Genomic DNA, 18,618 nt, shown 5'->3' with positions numbered 1-18,618 from the left:
TCGCAACGGCGCAGGTTCAGGGCAGGGTGACGGCATGAAGATCGAGTTCTTCTTCGATTGCTCGAGCCCCTGGACCTATCTGGCGTTCGAGGCCATCCAGCCGCTGGCCGCCGAGTTCGGAGCGGATCTGATCTGGCGGCCGATCCTGGTGGGAGGCATCTTCAACGCGATCAATCCAACGGCGGACATCCGCAACCGGCCGCCGTCGCCGGCGGCGAAGTCCGCCTATGTGCGCAAGGATATCGGCGACTGGGAGAAGGCGCTGGGCGTCACGATTCGCTTCCTGCCGACCGGCCACCCGGTGAACAGCGTCAAGGTGATGCGCGCCTGCATGGTGCTGCTGGATAGCGCGCCGCCGAAGCTGGTCGGTTTCGCGCGCTCGGCCTTCCAGGCCTATTTCACCGACGACCGCGACCTCTCAACCGACGCCGTGGTCGAGGACCTGTTCAGGCAGGCCGACCTGGACCCGGCCGGGATGTTCGCCAAGATCGGCGAGCAGGGCGTCAAGGACGCGCTCAGGCGTAATGTCGACGAAGCCATGGCGCGCGGCGCCTTCGGTTCGCCGACCATGTATCTGGACGGCGATGATATGTATTTTGGCGTCGACCGCATTCAGTTGCTGCGGCTGGCGATGGAACGCAAAGCCGCCGCTTAGGCGATGGCTGGAACGAAAAGATGGTCGCGAACGCGGCCGATACGGGAGGACTTACGATGGCTGATCCGATGGCCAAGGGGCCCTGCGACGGTGTGCGGGTGATCGAGATTGCGCGCTATGTCGCCGCGCCGTTCTGCGGCCAATTGCTGGCCGACCTGGGCGCCGACGTGATCAAGATCGAAGATCCGGGCGGCGACTTGATGCGCAACGCCGCGGGTTACAAAGGCCTCGCGGCCAGCTTCGAGCAATTCAACCGCGGCAAGCGCAGCTTCGTCGCCGACCTGCGCACGCCGCAGGGCGTCGACGCCGTGCGACGGCTGATCGACAGCGCCGACATCGTGCTGGAGAACTACCGCCCGGGCGTTCTGGAGAAGATGGGCCTCGGCTACGAGAGCCTGCGCGTCACCAATCCCCGCCTGATCTACCTGAAGGTCAGCGGGTATGGCGAAAGCGGCCCAAAGGCGGACCAGCCGGTGTTCGACCAGGTGATCCAGGGCGTGGTCGGCTTCATGCCCGTGCAGGGCGAGGACGGCCCGGCCAAGGCGATCAACACCTATGTCGTGGACAAGGTGACGGCCATCTTCACCTCGCATGCGGCGTTGGCCGCGCTGCTGCATCGCGAGCGTACCGGCGAGGGCCAGAAGGTTTCCACCAATCTGCTGGATTCCTACGCCGCCTACATGCTGCCGGAGATGCTGAATCCCTATACTTTCGCAGAGGTCGAACCCCCCGCCCGAGGCGGGGTCAACATGTTCCGCGCGCTGAGCACCGCCGACGGCCAGGTGATCGGCCTGTTGCTGCTGGACAACCACTACCGCGGATTCTGCAAGGCGATCGGTCGCGACGACCTGATCGATGACCCCCGTTTCGCAGGGTTCGCGGCGCGGGTCCCCAACCTCGAACTGCTCTACAAGACCGTCGCCGCTGACGTCGGCCGCATGACCACCGCGGATTTCATCGCCCGCGCGGTCGCCCAGGACCTGCCGTTCTCCAAGGTCAACGACGTGGTCGACCTGATGCAGGACCCTCAGGCGCGCCACAACGAAACTGTGGTCGAGATCGAGGATCCGGAATTCGGGGTCATCCGCCACGCCAACCATCCGGCGACGTTCGAGCGCAGTCCGGCCAACGCGAAGCGCCGTGCGCCGAAGTTAGGCGAGCACACCGATGAGTTGTTGGCCGAGTTGCAGCAGCGCGCGGCGGCGGCCGAATAGGGCGGTCAGCTCGCGGCGGGCGCCGGGCAGGCGTCGCCGATGCGCTTGGCTTCGGTGCGCACCTTGCCGGCGATCGGGATGCCGGAGAACTCGGTCGCCACCTGCGCGGTGAGACTGAAGCTGGTCTGGGAGTAACTCCCCTGACCTTCGACCTGGACGCGCCGGCCCTTCTTGCTGACGCAGCTCCCTTTGAGCAGGATCTTGCCGCCTTCGAAGCTGCGGGTCGGGTAGGTGCAGGCGTAGTGGCGGTTGCTGGGGCCCATCAGGAACTTGGCGACGTCGGCCGGCGTGATGCATCGCCGCTCCACGCTCTTGGCGGGAATGGGCGACAGCATCCGGTTGGTGGATTCCCAATAGCCCGGCTGGATGAGTTCGGCGGCGCTGGCGCTCAGGGGGCCGGCGGCGATCGACAGGCCCAGAAGGCCGGCGACGAGAGGTCTTTTCATTGCGCCCCGATAGCAGCCAATCCCGGCGGAAGGTAGACGCGAGCGCGCCTCAGCCGTCCACCTCGGCGGGCTGCGCCTCGTTCACGATCGTGGCCTGATTGGCGATACGGATCTGCGCGCCCGCCTCGTCGTAGAGGAACGGCAGGAAAGCGTAACGGCGCCCGCGCGTGACGGGCAGCGCCTCATGCAACAGCGAACAGGAGAACACCACAGCCCCGCCGGTCGGCGCGCGATAAGCCCGCGATCCGAACTCGGGGAAGCGCAGATCGCCGCCGTCATAATCACCAGCGTTCAGGTTGATAGTCACCGCGAAGCGGCGATGCGCGGTGCCGGGGGTGGTGTTGTCGCGGTGTGGACGGAAATAGCCGCCTTCGCCGGCGTCGTAGCAGGCGACGATGTAGCGCTCCATGCGGGTGACATCGAACTGGAACGCCTTTTTGATCTCCGGAACCAGCCGTCGCGCCAGTCGGATCCGCAGTTGCTGGCGAAACGCCTCGTCGGTGACGTCGGCGTCGCGGCGGCTCTTGAAGTTGTCGATCACCCCGACGGTCTTGCCGTCGATGTTGCGCATCACGCCGGATCGTGCGCCGCCCACGGCGTCGTAGTGGGCGATCAGGCGCTGGCAGATGTCTGGCTCGAAGATGCGGGGTACGATCAGCACGGGTGCGTGGATATCGGCTCCGGAGTGCAGGTCGGGCGCCGGCAGGGCGTCGATCTGCTCCAGCAGAGCGTCGGCGGAGCCCCACGGCAGGGCGGCTATCACCCGCAATGTCGGGTCCAGCAACAGCCAGCGGCCCGAGTCAGGCGCCTCGCCATAGGCCTCGGCGATCGCGCCGGACGGATCGCGGAACCATCTTAGGCCCGGCGTTTCGTCTACGGCCTGGGCGATCGTCGCCTGGTCGCCGGCGACGATGAAGCAGACAAGGTTGATATCGTCGAAACGCGCCCGACGTCGCTGGAACATATCCAATGCAACCGGCGCCCCATTCGGCGGCGCGAAGCCCAGCAGCACAAAACGCCCGGCGACGGAGGAGAACTGGAAGCGCGGATTGGCGGCCGTGTCGCCGGCGAAGTAGGGCGCAGCCTCTCCGAAACCCAGACCCATCTGTCCCGCCCCCATTTGCCCGAACCGGCGGGCATTTTAGCCAATGGCGCGCCGCTTGCGCCAGATCAGGCTTGGTCTTGGCTCGCATCCCCTTCGGTCAGGGTGGCGCGATAGTCGGCCAGCACGCCTGCGCCCGCAGCATCATAGAAGAACGGCAGGAACGCATAGCGTCGGCCGTGCGTCAGCGGCGTCACCTCGTGCAGCAGCGAGCAGGAGAAAACTACAGCCCCGCCCACCGGCGCACGGTGGAGCCCGGGGCCGAATTCAGGAAAGCGCAGGTCGCCGCCTTCGTAGTCGTCATTGAGGTTGATGGTGCAGGCGAACCGCCGATGCGCGGTACCCCTGGTCGTGTTGTCCCGATGGGCGCGGAAGACGCCGCCTTCCTCGGCGGCGTAGCGGCTGACCAGATAGCGCTCGATCCCCGCGGCCTCGAACTGGAATGCGCGCTGGAGCATCGGGAAGAGGCGGCTCTCGAGTGCGCCGTGCAGCGTTACCTGCCAGGCCTCGTCGTGGATCCAGATGTCGCGCCGGCTCTTGGCTTCGTCCATGACCGCGACCGTACGGCCGTCGATGTCGCGCATGACGCCGGTGAATGCGCCGCCGTCGGCTTCATGCAGGGCGATCAACTGGGCGCAGAGTTCGGGCTCTAACACCCTCGGGACGACCAGGGCGGGCGCGTGCAGGGCGACGCCAGCGTGATCGCCGGGCGCGGGGAGGGCGGCGACCTGGTCGATGACGGCTTCCGCTCGATCGATCGGCGCGATCGAGAGCACCCGCATCGATGGATCGAGCAGCACCCACCGGGGCCGTGCGGAACCGTCCGCCTCCAGCCCGCCATAGAGCCGGCCGACCGCGCCGTCTTCGTCGAGGAACCAGCGAAGCCCGCGCAGGTCGCGGGCGCCGGGCTGATGGGCCTGCGGCACGACGAAGAAGACGCAAGCGCGCGCGTCGTCGAACAGCGCCTGGCGGGCGGCAACCGCACGCATGGCCGGACCGCGCGCCTCAGGCGCCGGGGGCAGGAAACACAGCAGCACGAAGCGGCCGCCCGCTGTGTCGAGGGCGAACTCCGGGTTCGAAGGCGTCGCCGCGGTGAACCACGGCGCCGGCTCCCCTAGGATCAGCGACATCAGGCGCCGGGGGCGATCACACCGCATGCGATGCGCGCGCCGGCGCCGCCGATCGGCTGGGTGCGATAGTCGTCGGGAGACGCGTGGACCACGATGGCCGAGCCGTCAGCGTCGGCGAGCTTCGGCCGCCCCGTCGAGTTGGACAACGTCACGTACGGGGAAAAGACCTCGGCGGTCGCGGTCCCGTCGGCGCCGGCGTACAGGTTCGGCAGGTCGCCGGAATCGTTGGCGTCAGGGTTCAGCAGGCCGTGGACGATCGTCGCCTTGTCGTGGACATGGCTGCCGGCGCTGGTGAAGTCGGCCTTCGAGCAGTCGCCCTTCTCGTGGAAATGCAGCCCGTGCCAGCCTGGCGTCAGCCCCTTGAGCTGGAAGCGCGCCAGGACGCCGTTCGGAGCCTGGGTGATCGTCGCCTGGCCCAGGCTGTCACCGGCGGCGTTCTTCACATCCACGGTCACGGCGGTCGGCGAATCGGCCGCAACGGCGGCGCCCGCCGCGAGAATGGCGGCGATGCTGAGGGCGATCAGTCTCATGAGGCGTTTTCCTGGGCTTGAGCGGCCGCTGGACGTTGCCGCGCTGGGGTCTCAATGTTAACAGAACCAACAAGTTCCTGTGTCCGATTCTGACGGCTGAACCCCTCCCTTGACCGACGAAACCACGACCCCTCCGGACGACGGCCGGCGCGGGGACATCGCTCCTATCGCCATAGAGGACGAGCTCAAGCGCTCCTACCTCGATTACGCCATGAGCGTCATCGTCAGCCGCGCGCTGCCGGACGTCCGTGACGGGCTGAAACCGGTGCACCGGCGCATCCTGTTCTCGATGAACGAGCAGGGGCACACGCCGGATCGCTCCTATGTGAAGTCGGCCCGCGTGGTCGGCGACGTGATGGGCAAATACCATCCGCACGGCGACACCGCGATCTACGACACCCTCGTGCGGCTGGCCCAGCCGTTCTCCATGGGTCTGTTGCTGATCGACGGCCAGGGGAACTTCGGCTCGGTCGACAACGATCCGCCGGCCGCGATGCGCTACACCGAGTGCCGCCTGACCAAGGCCTCGATGTCGATCCTGGCCGACCTCGACAAGGACACCGTCGACTTCAAGGAGAACTACGACGGCTCGGAGAGCGAGCCGACGGTCCTGCCGTCGCGGATCCCCAACCTGCTGGTCAACGGCGCGGGCGGCATCGCCGTCGGCATGGCCACCAACATCCCGCCGCATAACCTGGGCGAGATCGTCGACGCCTGTCTGGCCCTGATCGACAATCCCGAGATCAGCCAGGAAGACCTGCTGGATATCGTGCCGGGACCGGATTTCCCGACCGGCGGCGAAATCATCGGGCGCACCGGCGCCCGGGCGGCGCTGATGGGCGGCCGGGGCTCGGTGATCATGCGCGGCAAGGCCGCCATCGAAGAGATCCGCAAGGATCGCGAAGCGATCATCATCACGGCGATTCCCTATCAGGTGAACAAGGCCGCCCTCGTCGAGCGGATCGCCGAACTCGTGCGCGAGAAGCGCATCGACGGGATTTCCGACCTGCGTGACGAAAGCGACCGCGACGGCATGCGTGTGGTCGTCGAGCTGAAGCGCGACGCCTCGGCCGAGGTGCTGCTGAACCAGCTCTATCGCTTCACGCCCCTGCAGACCTCGTTCGGGGTCAACATGCTGGCGTTGAACCGTGGCCGGCCCGAGCAGATGGGCCTGCACACGATGCTCAAGGCCTTCGTCGACTTCCGCGAGGAAGTCGTCGTGCGGCGCATCAAGTTCGAGCTCAACAAGGCGCGCGACCGCGGCCACGTGTTGGTCGGTCTGGCCATCGCCGTCGCCAACATCGACGATGTGATCCACATCATCCGATCGTCGAAGGATCCGACCGAGGCGCGCGAGCGCCTGGTCGCCCGCGACTGGCCGGCGGGCGACATGATGCCCCTGATCGCGCTGATCGCCGATCCGCGGACCCAACTTGTCGGCGGCGACCGCGTGCGCCTGACGGAAGAACAGGCCCGCGCCATTCTGGCGCTGACGCTGTCGCGGCTCACGGGCCTTGGCCGCGACGAGATCTTCGGCGAGGCGCGTGCGCTGGCCGATACGATCAGCGGTCACCTGGAGATGTTGTCGTCGCGCGACCGGATCATGGCGGTGGTGCGCGAGGAGCTGACCGAGGTCCGCGCCGCCTTCGCCGTGCCGCGGCGGACAGAGATCGTCGAAGGCGACGCCGACGTCGAGGACGAGGACCTGATCACCCGCGAGGACATGGTGATCACCGTGACCCACTCGGGCTACGTCAAGCGCACGTCGCTGGCCACCTATCGGACCCAGCATCGCGGCGGCAAAGGCCGTTCGGGCATGTCGACGAAGGAAGAGGACGCCGTCACCCGGGTGTTCTCGGCCAACACCCACACGCCGGTGTTGTTCTTCTCGTCCGGGGGCAAGGTCTACAAGCTCAAGGTGTGGCGCCTGCCGGTCGGCACGCCGACCTCACGCGGCAAGGCGTTCATCAACCTGCTGCCCATCGAACCCGGCGAAACCATCACCTCCATCATGCCACTGCCCGAGGACGAGGCGACCTGGGACCAGTTCGACGTGATGTTCTCCACCCGCTCGGGCGGTGTGCGGCGCAACAAACTGTCGGATTTCGTGCAGATCAACCGCAATGGCAAGATTGCCATGAAGCTCGATGAGGGCGACGCGATCATGGGGGTGGGCGTCTGCACCACCGCCAACGACGTGCTGCTGACCACCGCGCTCGGTCGCTGCATCCGCTTTGCAGTCGACGAGGTTCGGGTGTTCGCCGGCCGCGAGTCCACCGGCGTGCGCGGCGTGCGCCTGGCCGAGGGAGACTCGGTGATCTCGATGGCCATCCTGCGCGGCGTCGACGCTACGCCCGCCGAACGCATCGCCTATCTGCGGCACGAGAAGGCCATGCTGGCCGCCCAGAGCGGCGAGCCGGAAGAGGCCGTGGTTCCCGATGAGGAAGAGGCCGAAGGCGAAGGCATGACCTCGCTCAGCGTCGAGCGGATCGCCGAGCTGGGCGCGGCCGAGGAGTTCATCCTCACGGTGTCCACCGAAGGCTTCGGCAAGCGCACATCGGCCTACGACTACCGGCGGACGGGCCGCGGCGGGCAGGGGCTCATCGCCCACGACCTGACCAAGCGCGGGGGGCGGCTGGTGGCCTCGTTCCCGGTCGACGATGGCGATCAGCTTCTGCTGGTCACCGACGCCGGACAGTTGATCCGCACGCCTGTCAGCCAGGTGCGGATCGCCGGACGCAACACCCAGGGCGTCACCATCTTCCGCACCGCCCAGGACGAGCATGTGGTGTCCGTGGAACGGCTGGCCGACGCTGGCGAAGAGCCGGAGGACGACGTGGCGGAGGGCGACGAGCCCGAGGCGACCGACGAGACCTGATCGCTGCTCTACGGCAAGAGCGTCCTTCCGTAATGTGTTGTCGCCGTGCAAGAATTGGCTTGCCAACAGAACGGCGCGCGGCGAAAGCCGAAGCGGGCGCAAGTAAGGGGAATGGGCTGCATGAGCCGCGTCGGTCTTTATCCGGGCACTTTCGATCCGTTCACCAACGGGCACACCGATATCATCGGGCGGGCGGTGAAGCTGGTCGACAAGCTGGTCATCGGAGTGGCGCTCAACGAGGGCAAGGGACCTCTGTTCACGCTTGAAGAGCGGGTGGCGATCATCATCGCGGAGTGCGAGGCGATCGGGGCCGGCGACAAGATCGTGGTGCAACCGTTCAAGGGCCTGCTGATCCACTACGCCCGCGAGGTCGGGGCCAACATCATCGTGCGCGGCCTGCGCACCTCCGCCGACTTCGAGTACGAATTCCAGATGACGGCCATGAACCAGCAGCTCGACCGTGAGGTGGAGACGGTGTTCCTTATGGCCGATCCCAAACACCAGGCGATCTCGTCGAGCCTGGTCAAGGTTATCGCCCAACTGGGCGGCGATGTGTCGAAGTTCGTGAGCACCCGGGTCACTGACCGGCTGGCGGCGAAGGCGGCCGCGGCGCGCTGAGCTTTGGACTGGCGGCGCGCGCGGCCTGCGTTTACCAATATCGCATGATCCGTACCCTGATACTGGCGGCCGCCGCGCTCGCCCTGGCCGCACCGTCCCAGGCCGCCCCGCGCAAAGCCAAGCGCGCGCCGCCTCCGGAACCGCCGGCAGCCGCCGCGCCGGCCGCACCCGCCAAGCCCGCCCCGCCGACGGCCGCCGACTGGCGCACGCCCGATCCCGCCAACGTGCTGGTGATCGACACCAACAAGGGCCGCGTGCTGGTGGAGATGATCCCGCAGGTGGCGCCCAATCACGTCACCCGCGTGCGTGATCTCGCCCACGACGGCTTCTACAACCGCCTGACCTTCTTCCGGGTGGTGGACGGCTTCATGGACCAGACCGGGGACCCGGAGAACACCGGCTCCGGCGGTTCGCTGAAGCCGGACCTCGCCGCCGAATTCACCTTCCGCCGAGGCCCAGAAGCCGGGATGGTGGTGGCCGCCGATCAGACCGTCGCCGAGATCGGCTTCATCAAATCGCTGCCGGTGATGAGCCAGAGCTCGATGCTCGCGCCGATGACCACCGACGGCAAGGTCTCGGCCTGGGCCCTGTATTGCCCGGGCGTCGCGGCGATGGCGCGGGGAACCGAGGCCGACTCGGCCAACAGCCAGTTCTTCCTGATGCGCGACGGCTATCCTTCGCTTGAGAAGCGCTATACCGCCTGGGGCCGCGTCATCGTCGGCCAGGACGTGGTCCGGGCGATCAAGATCGGCGAACCGGTCGCCGAGCCGCAGGACCGCATGGACCGCGTGCGGGTGATGGCCGACATCCCCGAGGCGGAACGCCCCAAGGTGCGGGTCATCGATCCGGCGAGCGCCTGGTTCAAGGCCGAGATCGCCTGGGTCCGGCACTCCAAGGGCGCCGACTTCACGGCGTGCGACATCGAAATTCCAGCAGAGGTTACCCCGTAATGGCCGACGATCCCGAGAACACCCTGATCCTGACGCTCGACACCGGGCCGGTGTCGATCCGCCTGCGCCCGGATCTGGCGCCCGGGCACGTCGCCCGGATCAAGGAACTGGCGCGTTCGGGCTTCTACGACGGCGTGGTGTTCCACCGGGTCATCCCTGGCTTCATGGCCCAGGGTGGCGACCCGACGGGGCGCGGCAGCGGCGGCTCCGACAAGCCGGACCTGAAGCAGGAATTCTCCAAGGAGCCGCACGTTCGCGGCGTCTGCTCGATGGCGCGCACCTCGAACCCGGATTCGGCCAACAGCCAGTTCTTCATCTGCTTCGACGACGCCCGCTTCCTCGACAACCAGTACACGGTGTGGGGCGAAGTGACCGAGGGCATGGACAATGTCGACGCCTTGCCCAAGGGCGAGCCGCCGCGCGCGCCGGGCAAGATCGTCAGCGCGAAGGTCGCCGCCGACCTGTAGCCGGATCGCGCGCCAGGGTGACGATCACCGGATAGTGGTCTGATCCCAGGCGCGGGCCGCGCTTGACGCTCACCGTTCGCCATTCGCGCCCGGCGTAGACATGGTCGATCGGCAGGAACGGGAAGGGGACTTTCGCCACCTTGCCGGTGACGTCCCTGGCTGGCCAGCTGAACACCCCGCGCGTGCGTCTGATCAGGCCAAGGTCGCGATCCATGCGGCGACGGGTGAAAGACCATGGCGTCGAGTTGAAGTCTCCCGAGACGATCAGCGAACTGTGCGGGTAGGTGCTGAGCACCTTGCCCAGGTTGACGCCCTGGCGCTGCTGCAAGCCGTTGGACGTCGGCCACGACAGGTGGACGCCGAACACCGTGAACGGCCCCTGCGCGGTCGCGAAGGTGACATAGGTCATCGCTGGCGACGGCCATGGACCCGGCAGCCCGCCCCACGCGACCGGCTGGGCGCGGGTGAGGATCGTCACAGAGCACCCGTCGCAACTGACGTGGTAGCGGCCACGGCGCAGCATGGCGTCACGAAAGCTGGCGCGCGCTTCCTCCAGCACTATGACATCTGCGTTCTGGGCGGCGATCCAGTCGGCGGTCCGCTCGACATCGGCATTGAACCACCAGACGTTGAACTGCAGCAGCTTCAACTGAAGCGGCGCCTTGGCGTCTGCGTGAGGCCCGGCGTCGCGCAGATACTCAGGCGCCATCAGCGATCCGGCGGCCAATGCGCCGACCAGGCCCAGCACCACCAGCACACCCCGCAAGACGCCCCGCGCCAGCACGACGCCGGCGGCGGCGACGCCTAAAGCCCCCGCCAGCCAAAACGGCGCGAAGTGGGCCAGCGCGTCGAGGCTGGCGCTCCATCGACCGCCCTGGGCGGCCAGCGCCGCGCCGGCGCAGACCAGCCCCAGCGGCAGGGCCAGGGCGACGCCGATCGTGCGGGTCACCGTCAGGAGGATGGAGCGTAGCGACACGCGTGCGCTCTAGCACGGCATGGCCTTGACGGGCGCCCGCGCGCATGCGCTTGAGCCCGATCCATGCAGCTTGCCGATTTCGATTTCATACTGCCTGCGGAGCGCATCGCTCTGCGCCCGGCCGAACCGAGGGACTCCGCACGCCTGCTGGTGGTGCAGCCCGGCGAAGCGCTGGCCGACCGCCGCGTCGACGACTTGCCGAGCCTGCTCGCACCCGGCGATCTGCTGGTGCTCAACGACACCCGGGTGATCGCGGCGCGGCTGAAAGGCAAGCGGCATCGCGGCGACAGCGTGGTGGCGGTGGAGGCCACCCTGCACCGTCGCCTGTCCGGCTCGCGCTGGACCGCGTTCATGAAGCCGGGCAAGCGGCTGGAGCCCGGCGACCGGGTGTCCTTCGGCGAGACCAACGACCGCGCCTGCCTGATTGGCGCGCTGAACGCGACGATCCATGCGAAGGGCGACGGCGGCGAGGTGACGCTGGCCTTCGATCTGACGGGCGCCGATCTGGACGCAGCCATCGCCGAGCGCGGGGCCATGCCGCTGCCGCCCTACATCGCCGCGCGCCGCCCAGAGGACGAACGCGACCGCAGCGACTACCAGACGGTCTACGCGCAGGCCGACGGATCGGTCGCCGCACCCACCGCCGGCCTGCATTTCACCCCGCGGCTGCTGGAGCGCCTGGCCGAGCGCGGCGTGGGAAGCGCCTTTGTCACCCTGCATGTCGGGGCGGGCACCTTCCTGCCGGTGAAGGAAGACGACATCGCCCTCCACCGCATGCATCCGGAGTACGGGGAGGTGTCGCAAGCCACAGCGGACGCGGTCAATCGCACGCGAGCGGCGGGCGGGCGGGTGGTCTGCGTCGGCACCACGTCCCTGCGGCTGCTGGAATCGGCGGCGGGCGAGGACCGACAGGTGCAGCCCTTCGCCGACGAGACCTCGATCTTCATCACGCCGGGCTATCGGTTCCGCGCCGCCGACGGCCTGATGACCAACTTCCATCTGCCGAAGTCGACGCTGTTCATGCTGGTCTGCGCCTTCGCCGGGCAGGATCGGATGCGCGAGGCCTATGAGCACGCCATCGCCGATGGCTATCGGTTCTATTCCTACGGCGACGCGAGCCTGCTCTGGCGGGCCGACTGATGGGCGCCTTCCCGTTCCGCATCGACGCCGTCGACGGCGCCGCGCGCACCGGCGTGCTGCAGACCCCGCGCGGCGCGATCCGCACCCCGGCCTTCATGCCGGTGGGCACGGCCGGCACGGTCAAGGCGCTGAGCGTCGATCAGGTGGCCTCCAGCGGCGCCGACATCATCCTGGGCAACACCTATCACCTGATGCTGCGACCCACCGCCGAGCGGGTGGCGCGGCTGGGCGGCCTGCACCGGTTCATGCGCTGGGAGGGGCCGATCCTCACGGACTCGGGCGGCTTCCAGGTGATGAGCCTGTCGAAGATCGCCAAGGTCAGGGAGGATGCCGTCACCTTCCAGAGTCATATCGACGGCTCGCGCCACACGCTGTCGCCGGAGCGGTCCATCGAGATCCAGGCAGACCTATTGGGCGCGGACATCTCCATGCAGCTGGACGAGTGTGTCGCCTGGCCGGCGGAAGAGGCGCGCGCGGGCGAGGCGTTGCGGCTGTCGGCGCGATGGGGCGAGCGCTGCAAGGCCGCATTCGGGGCGCGTGAGGCCCAGGCGCTGTTCGGCATCCAGCAGGGCTCGACGTTCGAGGCGCTGCGGCGCGAATCGTCGGAGCGGCTGATCGAGACCGGCTTCGACGGCTATGCGATCGGCGGCCTGGCGGTGGGCGAGGGTCATGCCGCCATGTGCGAGGTGCTGGACTATGCGCCGGCTATGCTGCCGCCGGAGCGTCCGCGCTACCTGATGGGGGTCGGCAAGCCGATCGACATCGTCGAGGCGGTGGCCCGCGGCGTCGACATGTTCGACTGCGTCCTGCCGACGCGCTCGGGCCGCCACGGCCAGGCCTGGACCTGGGAAGGCTCGGTGAACCTGAAGAATGCACGCTTCGCGGAAGACGATACGCCGCTTGATCCAAACGGCGGCTGCGCAGCTAGCACAGACTATTCAAAGGCTTATCTGCATCACTTGGTGAAGTCGCAGGAGATCCTGGGACAGGTTTTGCTCTCCTGGCATAACCTGGCCTTCTTCCACATCCTGACCAAGGCCTTGCGTGAGGCCATCGCCGAGGGCCGGCTGGACGTGTTCCGCCGCGACTTCGCCGCGCGTCAGCGAACGGGATAGCGGGGCTTCGGCTCCTGCTCGACGGGCGGCGTGCCGCTGAGCAGGTGCGACGGCGTCGCCGGCGGCTCGCATCCCTTGCTCTCGCCCAGACCCTTCAGGTAGGCGCGACGCACCGCGCCTGCCATGATCGCCTGCGCCACAAGCTTGTCGTGCTGCTCGGCCCCGGTCAGCTTACGGACCCAGCCGCGGAACGGGATCACGTCGGTGGTCAGACCGGCGATCGCCCCAAGCGCCGTCTCCCGCCCCCTGATCATCATGCTGGCGTTCTCGATGGCTAACAGGTCCAGGTCGTCGCCCAGCGCCTCGTTCAGCGGAGCGACCAGGGCGCGCAGTTCCTCGCAGTCGCCGGCGGTCGGGCGCTGATAGGGATCGGCCTCGGCCTGCAGCAGCACGTCGGGGATCTTGGTACGCAGCACATTGACGTCGCGAAGCGGCGCAGCCAGCGCCCCCTGCAGGTTCTCGCGGTTGGCTTCCGACGTCGTCTGGATCTTCGCCGAGCCGTCCGCGCGCGTCGTCGTGCAGGCGCCAAGCAGCAGGATGGGAGCCAGGACGGGCAGAAGGGCGAGAGTCGCGAAGCGCATCGGAAGCGATCCTATATCACTCCAGGCTAAACGCGCCCCGCGGCCCGCACGCTCCCGCGGCCTTGTTTCGTCGGGGCCTGCTGGGTAAGGTCCGCGCCGCTTCGCCCGACGCAAACCATCGCGTCGCGCTGAGGGCCGGTAGCTCAGTGGTAGAGCACCCGACTTTTAATCGAGTGGTCGTGGGTTCGACCCCCACCCGGCCTACCAACATCGTCGCGGGCCGATGCGCCCCCGCGCCGCCGACCCCATATCTGCGGTCAGGAGGGCGTGCGCGTGATTTCCGAACAACCTGCGAACCCAAAGCTTCGCGTCGGCGCGGGCGTCGCCGTTGGGGTCACCGAGGCGATGATCCACGAGGTCGTCCACGCCTTCTACGCCCGAGTGCGAATCGATCCGGACCTCGGGCCGATCTTTGGCCGCGTGTTGGGCGACGACTGGAGCCAGCACTTGGCCAAGCTGTGCGATTTCTGGTCGTCGGTGCTGCTGCGCACCGCGCGTTATGAGGGATCGCCCATGGTGGCCCATGTGGCGGTGGGCGGCATCGAGGCCAAACACTTCGCCCGCTGGCTGGAGCTGTTCCACGAGACGGTGCGCCGGCTCTGCCCGGCTGACGCCGCAGCGCTGTTCGTCGCGCGTTCGGAGCTGATCGCCCAGAGCCTCAAGCTGGGCATCGCGGTCAGTCGCGGCGAGTTCCCACCGGTCGAGAGCCCTTGAGGCTACGTCGCCACACCCCTGGAACGTTTATGTCCGCAGGCCTATTTTAAGGCTGCCCCCGCCTCGCGGATGAACGGGGGGCGGGCGGCGCCGGCGAGGGCGCCTCGTCGGCTGATCCGGTAGGAAGCCGCCATGAACCCATATTCCGAACTTGAGGCCGTCCTTCGCGAGATGAGGACCCTGTTCGAGCATCCGCTGGACGCCGGACCGCATGACCCGGCCCGCTCCTGGGCGCCGCCTCCTGCACTGGCCGAAAGGTTCGACAAGCTCGCCGACAAGATCCGCGCCTTCGAGAAGCAGCGAGAATTCGAGAGCCATCTCCACGACCTCGCGCCCGGCCAGGAAGCGATGTCGCCGCTGCTGGGTTGGGACGCCCACAAAGCCTGAAACTCCGGCGGACGAATCGCCCCGCCCACCGGCTAATCTCGGCGTAGGACGGCTCGCATGCGCAGCCGTCTGCCGCGCCGGCAGGACCCTCCGTGATCACGATCCGCCCCTATCGACCTGCGGATGCGCCCGCGCTGGCCGCCCTGTTCTTCGCTTCCGTCCGCCAAGCGGGCCTGCGCGACTACAGCCGTTTGCAGGTTGAGGCGTGGGCGCCTGCACCGCCGGACCCGCTGTCGTTCGAGCGCCGTGCCGCCAGCCGGTTGAGCTTCCTTGTAGCGACGGATGAGGCCGATGGGCCTGTCGGCTACATCGACCTCGAAGCCGACGGTCACATCGATCACACGTATCTTCGGCCTGAAGTCGTAGGGAAGGGCGTGGGTTCCCAGCTCTACGACGCCTTGGAGAGAGTGGCGCGCGGGCACGGCGTCTCGCGGCTGTATATGGAGGCAAGCGAGGCGGCGCGCCGGATGTTCTTGCGCAAAGGGTTTCGCATCGTCGCGCGTCGCGATCTCACGGTGCGCGGCGTTGCGATCCACAACTATGCGATGGAGAAGCATTTGAAGTCGGCATGACGTCACCCTCTTTGGTTGCTTTCGCTGGCCCGAACCGCAATCAAAGAGAGTAATTTTCTCGACAACATTGTCACCTGATGTAAGCTTCACCATAGGTTGTGGGGAGGCTATGGTGAAGCTATCTATCCGCTTTGCGGCGGCGACCGCGCTTGGGTTTTCGCTCGGCGCCTGCGCGACCATCACCCGCGGGACCACGACCTCGTTCGTCGTGGAATCCACACCACCAGGCGCGACGGTGAGGACTTCTAGCGGCTTTAGCTGCCCAGCGACGCCCTGCGTCTTCAAGATGCCGCGCAAGGATCCGTTCGAAGTCACTGCTTCAAAGGCGGGCTACAAGAACGCCTCGTCCTATGTCCGCACGCAGATCGCGGGCGCCGGCGGGGCGGGCATGGCTGGGAACATCATCTTCGGCGGGATCATCGGGGTCGGGGTCGACGCGACGAGCGGGGCGATGAACGACCTCAGTCCCAATCCACTCCATATCGTCCTCGAGAAGAAGGACGCAGAGACCATCGTGGACAAAGCCGCCGCGGGCGCGTCAGCGCCTGGAACACAGGGGATCACGCAATGACCAGATTCATGCTTCAGGCCGGGATGGCCCTGATGCTCGCGGCCGCCTCGTTAGGCGTTACAGGCTGCGCGTCGGGCGCGCGCTCCACACAGATGATCGCCGCCCCGACGATAGCGCCTGCATCGGCTGGCGAACTAGGTTACCGGCAATTTCGAGTTGCCGCGACGCAAGGCGGCTCGGAGACCAATCCCCTCTGGATGTCGAACATCTCCAACGTCGACTTCAAGGCCGCCCTCGAGGCTTCGCTGCGCGCCGCAAACTACCTTGCCGACGAGGCCCAGGCCGCGACCTCTGAGATCACAGCAAGTATGATCGACCTGAAACGTCCTCTTGCCGGGCTCGACATGTCGGTGACGACAAGGGTTCGCTACAGCGCCACCGACCTGAAGAGCGGCGGCGTGGTGTTCGATGACACGGTGGCGGCGACGGGCACCGCTACCATGGGCGACGCGCTGATTGGCGTGGAGCGCTTGAGGTTGGCGAACGAGGCGTCGGTACGGGCGAACATCGAGTCGTTCATCGAGCGCCTCCGGGCATCATTGAAGGACAAGTCGATTGAACCCAAAACGCCTTAACGCGGCGGCGTTGCGGTCCACCGGTGACGGGTGGCGCATCGACCATTTCCGCATGCAGGCCTTCCCGCCGCTCGGCGGATGACCCCGATCCAGCTTTCGCGGGGGGCTCCGCAGAAAATCTCTATTGTCGATAGACGAACTAGGGATTAGCGGGAGGCGAGCTGGCGGACAGGGGGCTGACGCTTTCCTGGCGCGCGGGCGTTTTCGTGTCGAAAAGGGCCAGCGCCGCTTTCCCCATGACCGCCCCGACTGATCGCAACATCGTGGCGAACGCGCCTCAGCGCACGGCCGTGCAGGCCGCGCCCCGGCGTGGCTGGACCTGGCGCAGGCGCTCGGCCATCCCGGGCTTCGGCCTGACCATGGGCGTCACCCTCGCCATCCTGTCGTGCATCGTGCTGATCCCGCTGTCGGCGGTGATCCTCCGGTCGGCGGGGCAGGGGCCCGCGGATTTCCTATCGGCGGCCTTCTCGGAACGGGCGTTCACGGCCTATCGACTCTCGTTCGGGGCGGCCCTGGTGGCGGCCTTGATCAACGGCCTGTTCGGCCTTCCGACGGCCTGGGCGATGGTGCGCTACCAGTTTCCCGGCAAGGCGGCGGTCAATGCGATCATCGACCTGCCGTTCGCGCTTCCCACCGCGGTGGCGGGGATCGCGCTGGCAAGCCTCTATGCGGAGAACGGTTGGGTCGGGGGCCTGTTGGCGCCGCTGGGGGTCAAGGTCGCCTACACGCCGCTCGGCGTGATCATCGCGCTCACCTTCATCGGCCTGCCGTTCGTGGTGCGCACGCTGGAGCCGGTGATGCGCGATCTCTCGCACGACGTGGAGGAGGCCGCGGCCAGTCTGGGCGCCAGCCGTCTGGACACGATCCTGCGCGTCATCATGCCGTCGCTGGCGCCCGCCTGGGTCACCGGGTTCGCCATGGCCTTCGCCCGCGGCGTCGGCGAATACGGCTCGGTGATCTTCATCGCCGGCAACATGCCCTACAAGTCGGAGATCGCGCCGCTGCTGATCATCATCGAGCTGGAGCAGTACGACTATGCCGGCGCGGCGGCGATCGCAGTCGTCATGCTGCTGGTTTCATTCGCCATGCTGTTCGTGATCAACGCCATCCAGGCCTATGCGAGGCGTTTCGCATGAAGCGCGCGACAGCGAGGCTCGCCACCGAAGAACCGGCCTGGATCAAGGCGCTGATCCTGGCGGTGGTGGCGACGTTTTTGGTGCTGGTGCTGATCCTGCCCATGGTCACGGTGTTCGTCGAGGCGCTGCGGCGTGGCGTCGGCCCGGCGCTGGAGGCGATCCGCGAGCCCGACGCCGTGGCGGCGATGAAGCTGACGCTGCTGACAGCGGCGATCGCCGTGCCCTTCAACGCGTTCTTCGGCATCTGCGCCGCCTGGGCGGTCGCCAAACACGAGTTCCGCTTCAAGCCATTCCTGATCACCCTGATCGACCTGCCGTTTTCGGTGTCGCCGGTGGTCGCGGGGCTGATCTACGTCCTGGTGTTCGGGGCGCAGGGCTGGTTCGGCGAGTGGCTGATCGACCACGACATTAAGATCATCTTCGCGACGCCCGGCATCGTGCTGGCGACGGTGTTCGTGACCTTCCCCTTCGTGGCGCGCGAGCTGATCCCGCTGATGCAGGAACAGGGCGTCGACGAGGAGGAGGCGGCGGTTTCGCTGGGCGCGTCGGGCCTACGCACGTTCTGGAGTGTGACGGCCCCCAACATCCGCTGGGCGCTGCTCTACGGGATGTTGCTGTGCAACGCCCGCGCCATGGGCGAGTTCGGCGCAGTGTCGGTGGTGTCCGGCCACATCCGCGGCATGACCAACACCATGCCGCTGCACGTGGAGATCCTCTACAACGAGTACAATTTCGTCGGCGCCTTCGCCGTGGCCGGCGTGCTGTGCGGCCTGGCGGTGGTGACCCTGACGCTGAAGACCCTGCTAGAAGTCGCCCAGCCGCACGGCCGGGTTGGCCATTGACCGGTAGCCCGCACCCCTC

The 18,618-nt window shown here is 67.4% G+C and carries 21 protein-coding genes and 1 tRNA gene; 16 read left to right on the top strand and 6 right to left on the bottom strand.

Annotation, left to right across the window (positions count from 1 at the left end):
* Nucleotides 1–34 precede the first annotated feature (34 nt).
* Both Q8R27_RS02540 and Q8R27_RS02535 read left to right on the top strand, forming a co-directional pair.
* A complete protein-coding gene (locus Q8R27_RS02540) occupies nucleotides 35–655 on the top strand; it encodes a 2-hydroxychromene-2-carboxylate isomerase (protein ID WP_305697536.1) in 621 nt (206 codons plus the stop codon).
* Between the two features lie 56 nt (nucleotides 656–711).
* A complete protein-coding gene (locus Q8R27_RS02535; RefSeq protein WP_305697535.1) occupies nucleotides 712–1,869 on the top strand; it encodes a CaiB/BaiF CoA-transferase family protein in 1,158 nt (385 codons plus the stop codon).
* A gap of 5 nt (nucleotides 1,870–1,874) precedes the next feature.
* Here the strand turns inward: Q8R27_RS02535 and Q8R27_RS02530 are convergent, their stop codons facing one another.
* The 4 genes from Q8R27_RS02530 to Q8R27_RS02515 form a co-directional block, all read right to left on the bottom strand.
* The gene (locus Q8R27_RS02530) at nucleotides 1,875–2,315 is read right to left on the bottom strand and encodes a DUF3617 family protein (RefSeq protein WP_305697534.1); all 441 of its coding nucleotides are present in this window, start codon (nucleotides 2,313–2,315) and stop codon (nucleotides 1,875–1,877) included.
* Between the two features lie 49 nt (nucleotides 2,316–2,364).
* Complete coding sequence (locus Q8R27_RS02525) at nucleotides 2,365–3,420, bottom strand: 2OG-Fe(II) oxygenase (RefSeq protein WP_305697533.1); 1,056 nt, start codon at nucleotides 3,418–3,420, stop codon at nucleotides 2,365–2,367.
* Nucleotides 3,421–3,485: 65 nt separating this feature from the next.
* Nucleotides 3,486–4,547 (bottom strand): 2OG-Fe(II) oxygenase, encoded by a 1,062-nt coding sequence (locus Q8R27_RS02520; protein WP_305697532.1) that lies wholly within the window; start codon nucleotides 4,545–4,547, stop codon nucleotides 3,486–3,488.
* Complete coding sequence (locus Q8R27_RS02515; protein ID WP_305697531.1) at nucleotides 4,547–5,077, bottom strand: superoxide dismutase family protein; 531 nt, start codon at nucleotides 5,075–5,077, stop codon at nucleotides 4,547–4,549. Before Q8R27_RS02515 ends, Q8R27_RS02520 begins: the two co-directional genes overlap by 1 nt.
* Before the next feature lie 109 nt (nucleotides 5,078–5,186).
* On the opposite strand from Q8R27_RS02515, the gene gyrA reads away from it, so the two are divergent.
* The 4 genes from gyrA (at nucleotide 5,187) to Q8R27_RS02495 (ending at nucleotide 9,990) form a co-directional block, all read left to right on the top strand.
* Nucleotides 5,187–7,955, top strand: coding sequence for a DNA gyrase subunit A (gene gyrA / locus Q8R27_RS02510; protein WP_305697530.1), 2,769 nt, complete (start codon nucleotides 5,187–5,189; stop codon nucleotides 7,953–7,955).
* A gap of 120 nt (nucleotides 7,956–8,075) precedes the next feature.
* Entirely contained in the window at nucleotides 8,076–8,573 is a 498-nt protein-coding gene (gene coaD, locus Q8R27_RS02505) for a pantetheine-phosphate adenylyltransferase (RefSeq protein WP_305697529.1), read from the top strand.
* Between the two features lie 44 nt (nucleotides 8,574–8,617).
* Nucleotides 8,618–9,523, top strand: coding sequence for a peptidylprolyl isomerase (locus Q8R27_RS02500; protein ID WP_305697528.1), 906 nt, complete (start codon nucleotides 8,618–8,620; stop codon nucleotides 9,521–9,523).
* Nucleotides 9,523–9,990 (top strand): peptidylprolyl isomerase, encoded by a 468-nt coding sequence (locus tag Q8R27_RS02495; protein ID WP_305596449.1) that lies wholly within the window; start codon nucleotides 9,523–9,525, stop codon nucleotides 9,988–9,990. The genes Q8R27_RS02500 and Q8R27_RS02495 overlap by 1 nt, the downstream gene beginning before the upstream one ends.
* On the opposite strand, the gene Q8R27_RS02490 is transcribed toward Q8R27_RS02495, so the two are convergent.
* Nucleotides 9,962–10,966, bottom strand: a complete 1,005-nt coding sequence (locus Q8R27_RS02490) for an endonuclease/exonuclease/phosphatase family protein (RefSeq protein ID WP_305697527.1) — start codon at nucleotides 10,964–10,966, stop codon at nucleotides 9,962–9,964. The two genes, Q8R27_RS02495 and Q8R27_RS02490, sit on opposite strands and share 29 nt — an antisense overlap.
* A gap of 63 nt (nucleotides 10,967–11,029) precedes the next feature.
* On the opposite strand from Q8R27_RS02490, the gene queA reads away from it, so the two are divergent.
* Together queA and tgt are read left to right on the top strand one after the other, a co-directional pair.
* Nucleotides 11,030–12,106 carry a tRNA preQ1(34) S-adenosylmethionine ribosyltransferase-isomerase QueA gene (gene queA / locus Q8R27_RS02485; RefSeq protein WP_305697526.1) on the top strand — a complete coding sequence of 359 codons (1,077 nt, stop codon included), beginning with the start codon at nucleotides 11,030–11,032 and terminating at the stop codon, nucleotides 12,104–12,106.
* Nucleotides 12,106–13,221: a tRNA guanosine(34) transglycosylase Tgt gene (gene tgt / locus Q8R27_RS02480; protein WP_305697525.1), complete on the top strand. Its 1,116-nt coding sequence runs from the start codon at nucleotides 12,106–12,108 to the stop codon at nucleotides 13,219–13,221. The genes queA and tgt overlap by 1 nt, the downstream gene beginning before the upstream one ends.
* On the opposite strand, the gene Q8R27_RS02475 is transcribed toward tgt, so the two are convergent.
* Nucleotides 13,206–13,802, bottom strand: a complete 597-nt coding sequence (locus Q8R27_RS02475; RefSeq protein ID WP_305697524.1) for a hypothetical protein — start codon at nucleotides 13,800–13,802, stop codon at nucleotides 13,206–13,208. The genes tgt and Q8R27_RS02475 overlap by 16 nt on opposite strands.
* 132 nt (nucleotides 13,803–13,934) lie before the next feature.
* Between Q8R27_RS02475 and Q8R27_RS02470 the strand changes: the two genes are divergently transcribed.
* The 8 genes from Q8R27_RS02470 to cysW all read left to right on the top strand — a co-directional run bounded on the left by Q8R27_RS02470 (nucleotide 13,935) and on the right by cysW (nucleotide 18,599).
* A tRNA-Lys gene (locus tag Q8R27_RS02470) sits at nucleotides 13,935–14,009 on the top strand.
* A 66-nt stretch (nucleotides 14,010–14,075) separates the two neighbouring features.
* Complete coding sequence (locus tag Q8R27_RS02465) at nucleotides 14,076–14,516, top strand: group III truncated hemoglobin (protein WP_305697523.1); 441 nt, start codon at nucleotides 14,076–14,078, stop codon at nucleotides 14,514–14,516.
* Between the two features lie 132 nt (nucleotides 14,517–14,648).
* Nucleotides 14,649–14,903: a hypothetical protein gene (locus tag Q8R27_RS02460; RefSeq protein ID WP_305697522.1), complete on the top strand. Its 255-nt coding sequence runs from the start codon at nucleotides 14,649–14,651 to the stop codon at nucleotides 14,901–14,903.
* Between the two features lie 92 nt (nucleotides 14,904–14,995).
* Nucleotides 14,996–15,475 (top strand): GNAT family N-acetyltransferase, encoded by a 480-nt coding sequence (locus Q8R27_RS02455; protein ID WP_305697521.1) that lies wholly within the window; start codon nucleotides 14,996–14,998, stop codon nucleotides 15,473–15,475.
* A gap of 112 nt (nucleotides 15,476–15,587) precedes the next feature.
* Nucleotides 15,588–16,046 (top strand): translation initiation factor 2, encoded by a 459-nt coding sequence (locus Q8R27_RS02450; protein WP_305697520.1) that lies wholly within the window; start codon nucleotides 15,588–15,590, stop codon nucleotides 16,044–16,046.
* Nucleotides 16,043–16,621 carry a hypothetical protein gene (locus Q8R27_RS02445; RefSeq protein ID WP_305697519.1) on the top strand — a complete coding sequence of 193 codons (579 nt, stop codon included), beginning with the start codon at nucleotides 16,043–16,045 and terminating at the stop codon, nucleotides 16,619–16,621. Before Q8R27_RS02450 ends, Q8R27_RS02445 begins: the two co-directional genes overlap by 4 nt.
* 236 nt (nucleotides 16,622–16,857) lie before the next feature.
* Nucleotides 16,858–17,757, top strand: a complete 900-nt coding sequence (gene cysT, locus Q8R27_RS02440; protein WP_305697518.1) for a sulfate ABC transporter permease subunit CysT — start codon at nucleotides 16,858–16,860, stop codon at nucleotides 17,755–17,757.
* Nucleotides 17,754–18,599 carry a sulfate ABC transporter permease subunit CysW gene (gene cysW / locus Q8R27_RS02435; protein ID WP_305697517.1) on the top strand — a complete coding sequence of 282 codons (846 nt, stop codon included), beginning with the start codon at nucleotides 17,754–17,756 and terminating at the stop codon, nucleotides 18,597–18,599. Before cysT ends, cysW begins: the two co-directional genes overlap by 4 nt.
* The last annotated feature ends 19 nt before the right edge of the window (nucleotides 18,600–18,618 follow it).

It is taken from the genome of Phenylobacterium sp. (assembly GCF_030697305.1).
Taxonomy (GTDB): Bacteria; Pseudomonadota; Alphaproteobacteria; order Caulobacterales; family Caulobacteraceae; genus Phenylobacterium.
This window is presented reverse-complemented; position numbering and strand designations above follow the sequence as displayed.